Origin of the sequence: Tetragenococcus solitarius NBRC 100494 (assembly GCF_001544195.1) — a bacterium.
Lineage (GTDB): Bacteria > Bacillota > Bacilli > Lactobacillales > Enterococcaceae > Tetragenococcus > Tetragenococcus solitarius.
Genome location: NZ_BCPY01000053.1, coordinates 1 through 13961, shown reverse-complemented (window position 1 = coordinate 13961; position 13961 = coordinate 1). Strand labels below are relative to the sequence as shown.

14 protein-coding genes are annotated in these 13961 nt (G+C 35.2%); 10 read left to right on the top strand and 4 right to left on the bottom strand.

The window, feature by feature from the left end; translation table 11 throughout:
- The 3 genes from TS1_RS11275 to TS1_RS11265 all read left to right on the top strand — a co-directional run.
- The coding region (locus tag TS1_RS11275) for a glycoside hydrolase family 65 protein (protein ID WP_169792381.1) at positions 1 to 583 on the top strand (583 nt) is incomplete at its 5' end.
- Between the two features lie 34 nt (positions 584 to 617).
- Positions 618 to 2231, top strand: a complete 1614-nt coding sequence (locus TS1_RS11270; RefSeq protein WP_068710601.1) for an alpha-glucoside-specific PTS transporter subunit IIBC — start codon at positions 618 to 620, stop codon at positions 2229 to 2231.
- A 137-nt stretch (positions 2232 to 2368) separates the two neighbouring features.
- Positions 2369 to 3241, top strand: a complete 873-nt coding sequence (locus TS1_RS11265) for a Cof-type HAD-IIB family hydrolase (protein WP_068710600.1) — start codon at positions 2369 to 2371, stop codon at positions 3239 to 3241.
- Positions 3242 to 3384: 143 nt separating this feature from the next.
- Here the strand turns inward: TS1_RS11265 and TS1_RS11260 are convergent, their stop codons facing one another.
- Both TS1_RS11260 and TS1_RS11255 read right to left on the bottom strand, forming a co-directional pair.
- Positions 3385 to 4239, bottom strand: a complete 855-nt coding sequence (locus tag TS1_RS11260) for an aldo/keto reductase (protein WP_068710599.1) — start codon at positions 4237 to 4239, stop codon at positions 3385 to 3387.
- 74 nt (positions 4240 to 4313) lie between these two features.
- Positions 4314 to 4730: a MerR family transcriptional regulator gene (locus TS1_RS11255; RefSeq protein WP_068710598.1), complete on the bottom strand. Its 417-nt coding sequence runs from the start codon at positions 4728 to 4730 to the stop codon at positions 4314 to 4316.
- A 183-nt stretch (positions 4731 to 4913) separates the two neighbouring features.
- Between TS1_RS11255 and mazE the strand changes: the two genes are divergently transcribed.
- Positions 4914 to 5150 carry a type II toxin-antitoxin system PemI/MazE family antitoxin gene (gene mazE / locus TS1_RS11250; protein WP_068710597.1) on the top strand — a complete coding sequence of 79 codons (237 nt, stop codon included), beginning with the start codon at positions 4914 to 4916 and terminating at the stop codon, positions 5148 to 5150.
- 465 nt (positions 5151 to 5615) lie between these two features.
- Here mazE and TS1_RS11245 read toward each other — a convergent pair whose 3' ends face one another.
- Complete coding sequence (locus TS1_RS11245; RefSeq protein ID WP_068710596.1) at positions 5616 to 6530, bottom strand: LysR family transcriptional regulator; 915 nt, start codon at positions 6528 to 6530, stop codon at positions 5616 to 5618.
- 170 nt (positions 6531 to 6700) lie between these two features.
- On the opposite strand from TS1_RS11245, the gene TS1_RS11240 reads away from it, so the two are divergent.
- From TS1_RS11240 to aroD, 6 genes are all read left to right on the top strand, one after another.
- Positions 6701 to 7543: a sugar phosphate isomerase/epimerase family protein gene (locus tag TS1_RS11240; protein ID WP_068710595.1), complete on the top strand. Its 843-nt coding sequence runs from the start codon at positions 6701 to 6703 to the stop codon at positions 7541 to 7543.
- A gap of 22 nt (positions 7544 to 7565) precedes the next feature.
- Positions 7566 to 8396 carry an SDR family NAD(P)-dependent oxidoreductase gene (locus tag TS1_RS11235; protein ID WP_068710594.1) on the top strand — a complete coding sequence of 277 codons (831 nt, stop codon included), beginning with the start codon at positions 7566 to 7568 and terminating at the stop codon, positions 8394 to 8396.
- Between the two features lie 142 nt (positions 8397 to 8538).
- Positions 8539 to 9768, top strand: a complete 1230-nt coding sequence (locus TS1_RS11230; protein WP_068710593.1) for an MFS transporter — start codon at positions 8539 to 8541, stop codon at positions 9766 to 9768.
- On the top strand, positions 9746 to 11461 hold the full coding sequence (locus TS1_RS11225; protein ID WP_068710592.1) for an FAD-dependent oxidoreductase: 1716 nt from the start codon (positions 9746 to 9748) through the stop codon (positions 11459 to 11461). The genes TS1_RS11230 and TS1_RS11225 overlap by 23 nt, the downstream gene beginning before the upstream one ends.
- Before the next feature lie 21 nt (positions 11462 to 11482).
- Positions 11483 to 12358: a shikimate dehydrogenase gene (locus TS1_RS11220; protein ID WP_068710591.1), complete on the top strand. Its 876-nt coding sequence runs from the start codon at positions 11483 to 11485 to the stop codon at positions 12356 to 12358.
- A 109-nt stretch (positions 12359 to 12467) separates the two neighbouring features.
- On the top strand, positions 12468 to 13226 hold the full coding sequence (gene aroD / locus TS1_RS11215; RefSeq protein ID WP_068710590.1) for a type I 3-dehydroquinate dehydratase: 759 nt from the start codon (positions 12468 to 12470) through the stop codon (positions 13224 to 13226).
- A gap of 270 nt (positions 13227 to 13496) precedes the next feature.
- Here aroD and TS1_RS11210 read toward each other — a convergent pair.
- On the bottom strand, positions 13497 to 13961 hold a 465-nt coding region (locus TS1_RS11210; RefSeq protein ID WP_157061674.1), incomplete at its 5' end, for an IS3 family transposase.

Genomic DNA, 13961 nt, shown 5'->3' with positions numbered 1-13961 from the left:
AGGAGTTAAGACAATTTTTAAAGATTATAACCTACAACAAATGAATGAAATTCAAGTATCTAAACAGGCTGATGTTATTCTTACTATGTTATTGTTTCCTAATTCATTTACTTTAAAAGAGAAAGAAGCGACTTGGGAATATTATTTTCCCAAAACATTACATGATTCATCCTTGTCTTTAACTTCTTATTGCAATTTCGCTCTATTGTTAGGTAAAGATGACATTGCTTATTATTTATTTAAAAAATCATTCGAAACTGATTTAGGGCCCAAAAATATGCATTCTTCTGATGATGGGATACACGCAGCTTCTATGGGAGGAGTTTGGCAAAATGTAGTTTATGGTTTTGGTGGTTTTTCAATAAAGAATGATGTAATTTCGATTAAACCTAGAATACCAGAAAATTGGGATGAACTTCTTTATACCGTTGTATATAAGCAAACTCGTTTAACAGTTAAGGTTTCAAAAAAAGAAATCAGTATACAAGTTTTAGAAGGAGAGCTTGAAACTATCCTGGTTAATGACCAAGAATATTCTGTTATGGGTAGAAAATTGACCATTCAACTACTAGAAGAGAAATGATGTTTATAAAACTTTTTAGAAGGAGTGAAATATAATGAAACAAAAAATCCAACGTTTTGGTGGAGCGATGATTATACCCGTTTTATTACTTGCCTTTAATGGAGTAATGATAGGCTTATCTGAAGCATTTCAAAACACTGATATAGTAGGATCGCTTGCTACTGAAGGTACCTTTTGGAGTAATATTTGGAGTGTCATTGAGCAAGGGGCCTGGGCGGTTTTTAATAATATAGAATTACTTTTTGTAATTGGTTTACCAATTAGTTTAGCAAAAAAAGCAAGTGGTCGAGCAGTAATGGAAGCATTTGTCATTTATATGACTTGGAACACTTTTATAAATGCCATTTTACAAACATGGAATTTTGGAGTGGATGTAAGCGATCCCGATGCGATTGGTCTTAAAGCAATTGGGGGAGTCGTAACACTAGATACTAGTATTATTGGCTCTCTTCTGATTTCCGGAGTAGCGATCTGGCTACATAATCGTTATTATGATACAGCGTTGCCAGAGTGGATTGGTATTTTTTCAGGCTCTTCATTTGTGGTTATTCTGGGATTTATCTTAGTTATTCCTTTAGCATTTTTAACAGCTTGGGGCTGGCCACCTATTCAAGAGGCTATATCCCAATTACAGTCATGGTTAGTGGGAATTGGAACTCCTGGTATTGGGATTTATAATTTCTTTGAAAGAATATTGATTCCAACTGGCTTGCATCATTTTATCTACCAACCAATTAATTTAGGACCTGTTGTTGTACCAGAAGGGACGACAGTTTACTGGTTTGAACATTTATCAGAATTTGCAAAGTCCACAGATTCTTTAAGATCGCTTTTCCCTGAAGGTGGGTTTGGCTTAAGTGCACATAAAGTGTTTGCGCCAATTGGTATTGGTTCTGCATTTATTGCTACTTCTAAACCAGAAAATCGTAAAAAGACAATCGGTTTGGTAGTTCCGACTGCTCTTACTGCTATTTTTTCCGGTATTACCGAACCGTTTGAATTTACTTTTCTATTTTTAGCGCCACAATTGTTTGCTGTCCACGCAGCATTAGCTGCATTGCTTAGTATGACATTATATACCTTAGGTGTGTCGGCTATTGTTGGTTCTGGTTTACTTCAAAATATTACCCAGTTCTTTTTGCCAATGTGGGGGAATCATAAAGATGCTGTTTTAATATATATCGTCGTAGGATTGGCATTCTCATTACTTTATTTCCTTATTTTTCGTTGGGCAATTATGAGATTTAATATTAAAACTCCCGGGCGTGAAGATTCTGGTGAAGTGAAGATGTATCGAAAGAAAGATTATAAAGAAAAAAAAGCTGCTAACAGTACAGTTACTGAAGCAACATCGAAGGTCAGAGAGAGCAACAACCCTAATGCACAAAAAGCTAGTCACTTTTTAGAAGGGCTAGGTGACTCTGAAAACATTGCAGACGTGACTAATTGTGCAACAAGATTGCGAGTTTCTGTGGTAGACGAAACAAAAGTATTAGATGATGATTTCTTTAAAGCCGGTGGTGCACATGGTGTTGTTCGTAACGGTAAAGCTTTACAAGTGATTGTAGGACTGGACGTACCAAAAGTTAGAGAATTTTTTGAAGAAATTGTCGAAGATGAAAACAAAAACTATGAAGGAGAAGAGTAAGCAAATTCAAGAATTGATTAAAACTTAACTTAACAAAATAAGTAATGACAACTTAGAGGTAGTTCTTCTAATACAATTTTAGTACTATAATAGTTGTTTCAACTCCTCTATCTTGTTTGAACGAAAGGGATCATTATATGGTCAAATTAATTGTTTCAGATATGGATGGAACATTACTTGATGAAAAAAAACAAATTCCACAAAAAAATATAGAAGCTATTCGATATGCCCAGTCAAAAGGAATCGAATTTATGGTCGCTACTGGACGTAATCGTCAAGGTGCTTTACCAATGTTAGAAGCAGTGGGTATTGAATGTCCAATGATTGCATTAAACGGTGCACAAGTGTTTGATAAGGCTGGGTCTTCAGTATTAAAAGCTCCTATTGAACGAGCATTAGTTGAAGAAGTTTTGCTGTTTTTAGAAAAAGGAAAAATTTATTATGAAATATTAACTAATCAAGGCGTTTACTCGCAAAGTAAAGAACAACGAATTGAAAACTGGGCTGCAATGGCTACAGAAACCATGCCAAACTTGTCTCGTAAACAGGCTATGGAAATATCTTTTACCAAATTAGAAATTATACCTATTACTTTTGTAAAGAGTATTCGAGAGCTAATAAGAAATGAAAATATTACTGTTTTTAAAATCAATTACTTTTATACAGGGGATCCTTCAGTGTTAAAAAAGTTAGCACAGTTAATCAATAAAAATTTTAAAGATTTAGTTACTACTTCGTCAGATCGAAATAATCTAGAGATCACTTATCATACAGCACAAAAAGGACTTGCCATTGCACAAATTGCTAAAGAACAAAAAATTGCCTTAGAGGAAGTTATGGTGATAGGCGATAATCTAAATGATATCAGTATGTTTCAAGTAGTTGAGAACAGCTTTGCCATGGGCAATAGTCTATCTGAAGTAAAAAAGCAAGCAAAATACGTAACCGGTACTAATAACGATGGCGGAGCTGGAGAAGCAATTACCTACGCTATTGATAAGAACCTATAAAAACTATATTTGAATTATTATTTATAGAAAATCGCGTGGTTTAATATGACTTTATGTCTTTAAAAGAGGCTGTCAACTATTCAAAAAAAGTTGACAGCCTCTTTTTAAAAAGACAGGGTAAATCAATTTCAATCTTCCTTTGTTTAAACGTCTAGTTTTCTTGCTGCCAGTGATTTGATTTGTTTTGGATCAGTATGGGAGAAGAATTGACTTTCTCCAACGTTTAATGACGCAATTTTTTGTTTATCTTCGTCTGATAATTGGAAATCAAATACATCAAGGTTTTCTTGTAAACGTTCGGGTTTTTTTGTTTTGGCTAAAACGACGACTTCTTGTTCTACTAACCAACGAATCACCACTTGGCCCACCGTTTTGTTGTATTTGTCCGCAATGGAAGTTAAGACAGAATTATGGAACAGATCATTTTTTCCTTCGGCAAAGGGCGCCCAAGCTTCCGGTTGAATTCCTTCTTCTTTGAGTGCAGGAATTGTATCTACTTGTTGTTGGAATGGATTGACTTCAATTTGATCGATTTGAGGAACGGTCTTATTAAATAACGTTAAGTCGACAGCACGATCAATGGCAAAGTTGGAAAGTCCAATGGATCTAACTTTTCCGTCTTTTTGCAATTCTTCCATTGCCCGATAGGCGCCATAGACATCATTGTAAGGTTGATGTAATAGAAGCAAGTCTACATAATCTAGTTGTAAACGATCAAGAGAACGTTGGAAAGAAGCCATTACACCTTCATAAGTGGTATTTTCTATCCAAATCTTTGTCGTAACAAATAGTTCTTCTCTTGCGATATTAGCGCCTTTAATCCCTTTACCTACGGCTTCTTCATTCATATAGGATTGCGCCGTATCAATATGACGATAACCAGCATTGATCGCATTCGTTACTGATTCTTCGGCTTCTTTGGGATCAGTGATTTGAAAAGTCCCAAATCCTAGAATAGGTATCTCTACGCCGTTGTTTAATTTAAGTGTGTTTTGCATGCTTAGTCCTCCTCTATAAAATCTATTTCCATTCTAAAGTATAAAGTACACTTCATAGCAAGGAAGAGAACTTATTAAAAATTTACTTCCCAGAGTTTTTCTGCAGTTTCAGAAGCCAGTTCACCTGTTTGAAATTTTGCTAGGTGATCATCGTAGGTTTCGATTTTATAAGAAAGCAAGTTACGTACACGCTGCATCTCTGCAATTTTTTCATCGATTTCATGCAATTGATTTTCCAATACTTGTTTTTGCTTTTTTCGTTCGGGGCCTTTTACTTGTGATAATCTGGAAAATTCAAGTAGTGATTCAATCGAAAGGCCAGCATTCCGTAATGATTTCATCAAATAAATCCAATTTAGGGTGGAATTGGTATAAATTCGGTAGCCCTTTGCATTTCTTTCAATAGGAGGAATAATTCCTATCTTTTCATAATAACGGATGGTGGAAACGGAAATATCCAACATTTCTGCCACATCTTTGCTACGTAACATCAGCAAATCCTCTTTTCGCTTATTTATTTACTATGTTAGCTATTTTATCACTATTTTGCTATTACTTAAGAATCGAATAATAATTATTACTAAAGTACTAATACAAAAACTTTTGAAGGTAATCGTCATAATTACTTTTATTACGTGTTAAATTTATAATATAAAATATTAGGAGTGTGACAAATGGATAAAGTAAAAGCTAGAAAACAGGGCAACGTAGTCACTGTCACATTAGCAAAAAAATTTAATGTTTCTGAAGGACAAGAATTTTACATTACGCAAGAAAAAGATGGAACAATCTCGCTTATTCCTAAAATTGTAGATTATTTTGCTGATGTAGAAGCGGGTGAATTTGTTGATGACGAAGACAAACTAGCTCAAAGCTTTTTTACTACTACTAGAAGTGAATTAGAAAATTAGCATTGAGTAGGAAAACTTAATTTATATTGACTTTGAATATTTAAAAGGCTGTAAAATAAAGAAACGATCTTATTTAATTTCGATCCATAGTGCACAATTAAGTAATACTGGCTTAGTCAAAGATAATTTTTTTACTTGTGTTTTAAAAGATTTAACATGGTATTTTTAACAATTGAAAAAGGATGTCAACTATTCAAAAAAAGTTGACATCCTTTTTTTATATTAAAGTTACTATATCAATTTTTTAAACCTTGTTTCCAGGATACCAAGTTTTTCGGTCTCTTTGGATATGAAGAGAAAGAAGCAGGATATTTCATTGCCAACTTTAGCAGTAATTTTAATTGTCTATGTCATATTATTATTACTTATAATTCTATTTTTATTAATATATAAACTTAGAGAATAAAGGGCTATCGTCTGAGTTCATTTTTTCCTGTCTATTATTTATAAAGGATAATAAGAAAACTAGATTTGTGTAATATTATTTTTTAAGTGTGTAGTTTCTTTGACAAAATTTATAAAAGCACGACTAGCGGGAGTTTGATAGTGTCCCTTTAGGGTAGCCATGTATATTAGTCGGTGCCAAACTGGAAATCTTATAGGAATAATAGAGAGTGGCAGACTTTTTAAATTGTACATGTCTGGCACAACCCCGATACCAAATCCAGCAGATACCATACCTGCTACGGCTTCATCTTCTTCAACTTCGTAAATAGACTCTGGCATTCCTCCGCATAAAGAAAAAAGTTGTTTAAGTTCTGAGCTTAATCCTGATGTAGGTGAAAAAGTGATTTGTTTATATTTTAATGTATCTACTAAATCAACACTTTCTAAGTCAGCTAAAGGATGATCTAATGGTGTAATTAATACTAAATTTTGTTCAACGACAGGGAAGTAGTCGATATCTGGATGATTGTTAACTTTTGAGCAAAAGGCAATATCACAATTAATCTCAAGTAAATTATTTAAGATTGCTTTAGAGTAGCCATTACTACTAGTAAACTTGAATTTTGGTTGTATTTCACTTGGACTAAAAGATGTAGTGAAATTTTTAATGGTATTTGGCAACCAAGAATAAAATAAGGTTCGTAGCGACGCTACTTTTACCACATTATCTTTATTTTGCTCTCTTTTAAGTTCTTCTGTAGTGTTGTTTAAAATTTGTAATGCTTGGCTGGCACCTTTGTTAAAAAGTTCTCCTTGTTTAGTTAATACGATGTTTCTTCCATGCTTTTCAAATAATTCAGTACCCAACTCTTTTTCTAAATTGGTAATGCTGTAGCTAATCGTAGGTTGTGTGACGTGAAGAATTTTTGCAGCTTGTGTATAATTTTGTACTTTGGCTAAGATTGATAGGTATTCTAATTGTTGTAAATTCATTAACAATCTCCCCTTGTTTTAACTTCATAAATATTATACTACTTTTGAATAGACGTATAAAGAGCCTCTATACATCTATGAAATAATACTATTGGACAGAAAAATAGAGGAGCGTTACATTTTAATTGTAGATATTGTTAAAAAAGTAACAAGAGTAGGAGGAATTAAACGTGAGTAAAAAATACCCAATCACTATTAGTTCGTGGACATTAGGAGATCAATGTTTTTTCGAAGATCGTGTGAAAGCAGCTGCAGAGGCTGGATATGATGGTATAGGTCTCCGTGCTGAAAGTTATGTAGACGCTTTAAATGAAGGACTTACAGACCAGGATATTTTAAATATTTTAGATAAATATCAAGTTAAATGTACTGAAGTTGAGTATATTGTTCAATGGTGTGAAGAACCACGCTCTTATGAACAAAAATATAAAGAACAAATATGCTTTCATATGTGTGAATTGTTCAATGTTAAACATATAAATACTGGTTTATTAGAGACTTATTCTGTTGATTATACGGCTCAAAAACTAAGAGAATTAGCTGATAGAGCGGGTCATTTAATTATATCTTTAGAACCGATGCCTTATAGCGGTCTGCCAAATATGGATAAGACTTGGAAGGTATTACAAAAAGCAGATAAAGATAATGTCATGATATTGTTGGATCACTGGCACTGGGTACGCGCAAATCAATCTTTTACTAACGTGCTAACCAAAGAGCAAGCGAAACGCGTAAGTTCTATACAATTAAATGATGCTTATAAAAGACCTTATGCTAGTGAAGTTTTGCGTGATGAATCTATGCACGATCGTTTGGCCCCAGGTACTGGCAAAACGGATTCTGTTGGTTTTATCAAGATGTTAAAAGAAGCCGGAGTAGAACCACAGGTTGTTGGAGTAGAAGCAATGAATGATGAGGATTTGAAAAAGGGAATCGATTGGGTAGCCAAGTACACTTATAACGAAACAATCAGCGTATTAGAAAAAGCTTGGCCTGAGATCTTAACAAAATAAATGAAAGAAAGGAATTTATTAAATGGGAAACAATAATTCATGGTTAGAACTTTCGGAAAAAGTTGCAGTTGTTACAGGTGCTGTAGGGGGGATGGGAACAAAAATTGTCGAAGAATTTGCTAAGCAAGGTGCTAATGTTGCTTTAGTGGATATTTTAAAAGATAAAGCAGAGGACTATGCTAAAGAAATTCGTGAAAAATATAACGTAGATACTTTAGCTTTGAGCTGTGATGCTTCTAAAGAAGATGATGTCGATGCAGCAGTTAAAGCTGTAGTGGACCATTTTGGTCGTGTCGATATTCTAGTGAATACTGCCGGTATTTTGCGCTCTTCTTTGTTTGAGGATCTGAGTTTAGAAGAGTGGCAAAAATCTTTAGACATTAATTTGACGGGATATTTTTTGATGTCACAACGATTTGGCCGTGTAATGATTAAGCAGAAAAAAGGAACAATGGTACACATTTCTACTTTATTATCTAAATTTCCGGAGACATACAGCGGAGCTTATAGTGTGACGAAAGCAGGCGTTAACATGTTATCTCAACAAATTGCAGCTGAATGGGGTCAATATGGTATACGTAGTAATTGTATTATGCCTTCTTTGGTCAAGACGCCTTTGTCGGAAGGATTTTATGCAGATAAAGAAGTTGAAAGAAAAAGGAAAGAAATAACAGCAAATAAAAGAATTGGTAACTTAGATGATATCGCTAATGCCGTTTTATATTTAGCAAGTGACAAATCAGATTACACCAACGGAACAGAATTACCAGTAGAAGGCGGTTTAGGAATTATGATGGGAGATCAAATTGCCAAACCGGGTGGAAGAAAAGAATATGCAATCAAGCATAAGTAGAGTAAACATCATTTATAGGTTGCTTCCTAGCTATAGTAAAAAAATAAGTTTTAGTTAGGAAAATGGATTTGAGCAAGTCGGAGCGTAATTTATATTTATGGTTAACCTATACAATTGTTGTGCATAAATTAGGAGAATGACAATGAAAAAAACAAATTATTCAGCAATGGCTGCAGGATTGTATTTTAATTTTGCAATTTTAGGAATTGCGACGATCATTATTTCTCAATACAGTAACTGGTTTAGCCAAGCTTGGAACACGGATGTTCAAGGAGTTTCTTTAGTACTGTCGATGGTTGGGCTTGGACGTATTTTAACCATTCTTTTTGCGGGAGTGATCTCTGATAAGATCGGACGTAAAAAAACGATGATGATTTCTATGCTTTCCAACGCTTTGTTCTTACTTGGCATTGGTTTTGTGAATAATATCGTTTTAGCAAGTATTGCGGCTTTATTTTTTGGAGTTACTAATTCATTTGGTGATTCTGCCGCTTACCCAGCAATGACTGAAGCATTTCCCAAACGGGCAGCAACAATGAATTCATTACTAAAAGCAGCTATGTCAGTTGCGCAATTTCTTTTCCCATTTTGGGTGGCAGCCATTCAAAATGCACGTTTAACGGTTCTGCTTTTGGCCATTCTTTTGATTGGAGATGCAGTATTTTTAGCTTCAAGTAACTTTGCTTCTCAGAACGAAGCAGCTGATACAGGAGATGAAACTACAGATAATGTTTCAATTCAAACGACACAAAATAAACCTAAAATGGCAATTGATGGTACGTTACTTATAATGCTAGGGTTCACTATTTGCTTTACATTTTATGTTTTTTCGCAATATGCGCCACAGTTTGGCAGTGTCGTTTTAGGAGCTTCAGCTACAGCATCTAGAACTTTGGTTTCATGGTATGCCATGGCTTCAATGATTTCGGTATTTTTAACGGCATTTATTGTTACAAAAACACATCCTTTGAATGTGATCTTAGTTTATTCGGCCGTCTCTTTTGTGGCATTAGCCATTATGATTATTCACCCAACGCTAACCACGGCACGAATAGGCAGTATAGTTATTGGATTTTTTGGCGCTGGTGGGCTTTGGCAATTAGGTTTGTCTGTTTTGACAGAGTACTTTCCAAAAGGTCGAGGCAAAATTACCAGTTATTATAGTTCAATGGCTGCACTCACTTATTTTTTAGGACCTTTAGTTTCGAGCATGTTGATTAAGGATACAGCTAATAGTGTGTTGATGGTGTTTATCACCGTAGCAGCGATGGCTTTGATTTCGATTGTAGGATCAACTGTCTTGATATTACGAAAGAGAAATTTTGAACCAAGTGGAGGAGTACTTATACATGAGCAAAACACGAAAAATTGATGCACAAGCAATGGGCCATAACGGTCCGATTGATTTTGAAGTGCATGTTGATGAGAATCAAGTAACGGATTTAGAAATTAAGCAGCATTCAGAAACACCTGGGATTTTTGAACAAGTAGCTGATAAACTAAGAACTAATGTTTTAGAGAACCAAAGCTTTGAAGTCGATGCGATTAGCGGCGCCACTGTTATGAGTGAAGCCATTTTAAAATCAGCAGATCAAGCAGTGAAAAAAGAGGGAATCCAATTAACAGACCAAACAAAAGAACAAAAACAAGTGAAAGAAGAAGTTCAAGCAGATGTGGTTGTTATTGGTGGTGGTGAAGCTGGTTTAGTTGCTGCGGCTAAGGTCTTAGCGGCGGGCAAAAAAGTCGTTTTATTAGAAAAAAATGGTTACTTAGGCGGTGCAACGATTTTAAATGGTTCGAATGTTACAGCTACAGGATCAAAAACAGCGAAGAATATTTTTGGTGAAAAAGCAAAAGAAGACTCTCCAGAACGCTTAGTAGAAGATGTACGTAATGAAAGTTTGCAGACAAATGATGACAGCTTAACCAAAGTTATGACTGAAAATATTGGAGAGGCGATTGATTTCATCAGTGATTTTGCGGATTTGAAATACGTCAAAGCACAAACGCAGACCCCAGAACATTCCATCGATCGTCAGATTGAGTTGCCTTCTTCTAGTAGTTATGAACTAATTAAGAAAGTTTCTGAAGCCTTCATGCAAAAAGGAGGTCAGATCTTTCTAGATGCTCGAGTTGAACATATACTTCAAGAAGAAGATGACAAAGTGACTGGAGTAGTAGCTGAAGGCCATCATCGAACACTGACAGTACATGCTGATGCTGTGATATTGAGTACAGGAGGATATGGCGCTAATTTAGAGATGAGAGGCAAAGAAAGCCAAGGATTAAACTACTATGGTCCACAGACCTCAACGGGAGACGCTTATCAGTTTCTGGCACCGTTAGATCTTCAAACGAAAAATATCGGCTGGTATAAAGTATATCCGCATGGGGTAGAAGTTGAACCCGGAATTGCAAAACTTACGACCTATGCATCTAAAAAGGCAACGGATATGGGTGCAATTTATGTCAATCGTGAAGGTCATCGAATCGTCAATGAATCCGATGTTTATGCCAAATTGAGAAACGCTGTGCTCGAACAAACGGATAAAGTGGCTTTTTTAGTGATGGACAAAAGAACTTGGAAAGAATTTTACCATTTATTAGTATTGCATGACTTTACAGAAAAAGAAATTCAACAATATTTTGCTAATGATGGGAAAAAATCACCTGTATTTGTTCACGGCAGCTTAAAAGAAGTAGCACAAAAAGCTGGCATTGATGCTGAAAATTTACAAAACACATTAAACAATTATGAAAAATATACAGCTCAAGGAAAAGATGAAGAATTTGGTCGAGCTCCTGAGTTTTTGCATAGTTACGAAAGTAATGAATTATATGTGGTTGAGCAAAAAGATCGCTTCGCCACAACGCTTGGCGGTTTTGTGACAGATACTGATTTAAAACTGCAAACAAAAAACGGGAAAAAGATTTCAAATGTTTGGGGTGCAGGAGAAGTCATTGGCGGTGCTAATGGCCATGATTCTATGCCAAGTATGATGAATACATGGAGCATTTCCTCTGGTTTTGTAGCTGCAAGTAATGCACTTTTACAATTGAAATAAAAATTTGAAGGGATGATAAAAATGGCAGAACGAATTGATGGGCATACACTTTTGATTGGCTTGATGGCATATCCTATCCGTCATTCCATGTCACCAACGATGCATAATAATGCTTTTGCTAAGCTAGGATTAAATTATGCGTATTTAGCATTTGAAGTGGATAATAATAACTTAGCGGATGCCGTACTTTCTATTAAGGCACTAGATATGAGGGGTAGTAATGTTTCCATGCCAAATAAGCAAAAAATTATTCCTTATCTAGATAGATTAGATTCAGCTGCAGAGATGTGTGGTGCTGTGAATACTGTTGTGAATGACAATGGTGTTCTGACGGGATATACGACAGATGGTATTGGTTTTGTCAAAGCTTTGAAAAATGAAGGAATTGATGTTTCAGGGAAAAAGATGGTTATTACAGGTGCTGGTGGCGCCGGAACCCCGATTGCTGTTCAGTCAGCTTTAGACGGTGCCGCAGAGATCAAAATTTTTAATCAGGAAGATGACATATACCCTGTTGCTCAACATAATGCCCAAATGATCACAGAAAGAACAAATAGTACAGCATCAGTTCATCATCTTGAAGATAAAGACGATTTTAAAGAGGCACTTGCTGGTTGTGATATTTACTGTGATGCAACGAATGTAGGAATGGGAAAATTAAAAGATAAAACATTGGTTAGCGATCCAAGCTGGTTCCATAAAGATATGGTTGTTTTAGACACCGTTTATTCTCCTCGTGAAACAAAATTGATGCAGGTGGCACAAGAAGCAGGAGTAAATCATGTGTTTAACGGTTTAGAAATGATGCTTGAGCAAGGAGCTGCAGCATTTAAACTTTGGACAGACGAAGAAATGCCCGTTGATTATATTCGAAATCTGTTGTTTTCAGAAGATTAATCTTAGAATAAATCATTCTCAGTTGCAAGATGAAGATTAACTTTTTCTTGTAACTGCTTTGTTGTTTTATAAGAGTGCATTATAAAGTTCATATAAAGGGGAGTAAGAGATGTCGGTTGTAGAAATAAATGACTTAAAACTAGGGAGTGGACGTCCTAAAATAGCTGTCCCACTGACGGGAAAAACACAGGATGAATTGTTAAAACAAGCCGACGACATTACGACTGAAAATGCTGATTTGGTGGAGTGGCGCATCGATCATTTTGCAAACGTTAGAGATAGTCAGTTAGTAAACGAGACAAGTAAAAAATTGTATAACAAACTAGCTGACTTACCTCTTTTAATAACTTTTAGAACTGCAGATGAAGGCGGAGCTTTACAACTAAAAAATGAAGAAGAGTATTTTTTGATTTGTAAAAATGTAGTCGAGAATCAGTGTAGTGATCTCTTAGATTTAGAATTATTTAGAGATGCAAGAAAAAGACAAGAAATGATTAAACTTGCTCAAAAAAATGACATTAAAATTATTATGAGTAACCATAATTTTGAAAAAACACCTGAAAAGGAGAAGATTTTTAATCGATTACAAATGATGCAAAATTTTGGTGCAGATATTGCAAAAATTGCTGTTATGCCCAATAGTGTTGAAGATATTTTGTCTCTTTTAGATGTGACACATCAAGCAAAACAAAAATTACAGATTCCAATCATTACGATGGCAATGGGGGATTTAGGAAAATTATCACGGATTTCAGGAGATATTTTTGGTTCATGCTTAACCTTTGGAACTGTAGGTAAAGCTTCAGCACCGGGACAAATCGAAAGTGAACAATTGCGTTCAATATTAGATGTACTACGAGTTTCATGAATAGTATATTAATTAAAAACATTAAAGTTGAAGCGTTCTAAAAAGCGTCAATGATTCTATAAATAAGAAAGTTGACGCTTTTTTGGATTTACGTCAATATTCTGGACACATTTTTTGAGAGCCTTTTTTCGAAACGAATCCACTCTCGAGAATGTGTCATCGTTTCCGCCTAATATCAAATGGAGAACCGTATTTGACATTAGGCGGAGACGATGACGAGAAGGCCTCGTGGATAAGTTCCTCAAAAAAAATGTGTAGGAAGCTCTAGACCTACGCTAACACTTTTGCTTGATCTTCCGCTTGCTGGGGCGTCAGATAGTTGATATTCCCATGAATCCGTTCGCGATTGTACCAACCATTAATATATTGGAATAAAGCGAGACGGGCTTCGTCAAAATTTTTATAGTGCTTCAAATAAACTTCTTCCTTTTTCAAGGTCGCATGAAAAGATTCAATCCCTGAATTATCATAGGGCGTTCCTTTGCGACTGTAAGAATGATTGATGTGACATTGTAGGAGAAGATTTTCAAATTCATAGCTCGTATATTGCGTGCCTAAATCCGTTTGGAGAATCAAATGTTTACCATCTTTCAATTGTTGATTTTGCATGGCTTGATGAAAAGCGTTCACCACAATTGCAGTCGTCATCTGTTTACCATAAGAATAGCCAATAATTTTACGAGAATATAAGTCCATGACAGAAGCTAAATAGGTCCAGCCTTCTTTTTGCGTATA

Coding starts and splice junctions, on each gene's coding strand:
- TS1_RS11265 (WP_068710600.1), top strand. CDS start 2,369: ATGGTCAAATTAATTGTTTCAGATATGGATGGAACATTACTTGATGAA.
- TS1_RS11245 (WP_068710596.1), bottom strand. CDS start 6,530: ATGAATTTACAACAATTAGAATACCTATCAATCTTAGCCAAAGTACAA.
- TS1_RS11255 (WP_068710598.1), bottom strand. CDS start 4,730: ATGTTACGTAGCAAAGATGTGGCAGAAATGTTGGATATTTCCGTTTCC.
- TS1_RS11225 (WP_068710592.1), top strand. CDS start 9,746: ATGAGCAAAACACGAAAAATTGATGCACAAGCAATGGGCCATAACGGT.
- TS1_RS11270 (WP_068710601.1), top strand. CDS start 618: ATGAAACAAAAAATCCAACGTTTTGGTGGAGCGATGATTATACCCGTT.
- TS1_RS11260 (WP_068710599.1), bottom strand. CDS start 4,239: ATGCAAAACACACTTAAATTAAACAACGGCGTAGAGATACCTATTCTA.
- mazE (WP_068710597.1), top strand. CDS start 4,914: ATGGATAAAGTAAAAGCTAGAAAACAGGGCAACGTAGTCACTGTCACA.
- TS1_RS11235 (WP_068710594.1), top strand. CDS start 7,566: ATGGGAAACAATAATTCATGGTTAGAACTTTCGGAAAAAGTTGCAGTT.
- TS1_RS11230 (WP_068710593.1), top strand. CDS start 8,539: ATGAAAAAAACAAATTATTCAGCAATGGCTGCAGGATTGTATTTTAAT.
- TS1_RS11220 (WP_068710591.1), top strand. CDS start 11,483: ATGGCAGAACGAATTGATGGGCATACACTTTTGATTGGCTTGATGGCA.
- aroD (WP_068710590.1), top strand. CDS start 12,468: ATGTCGGTTGTAGAAATAAATGACTTAAAACTAGGGAGTGGACGTCCT.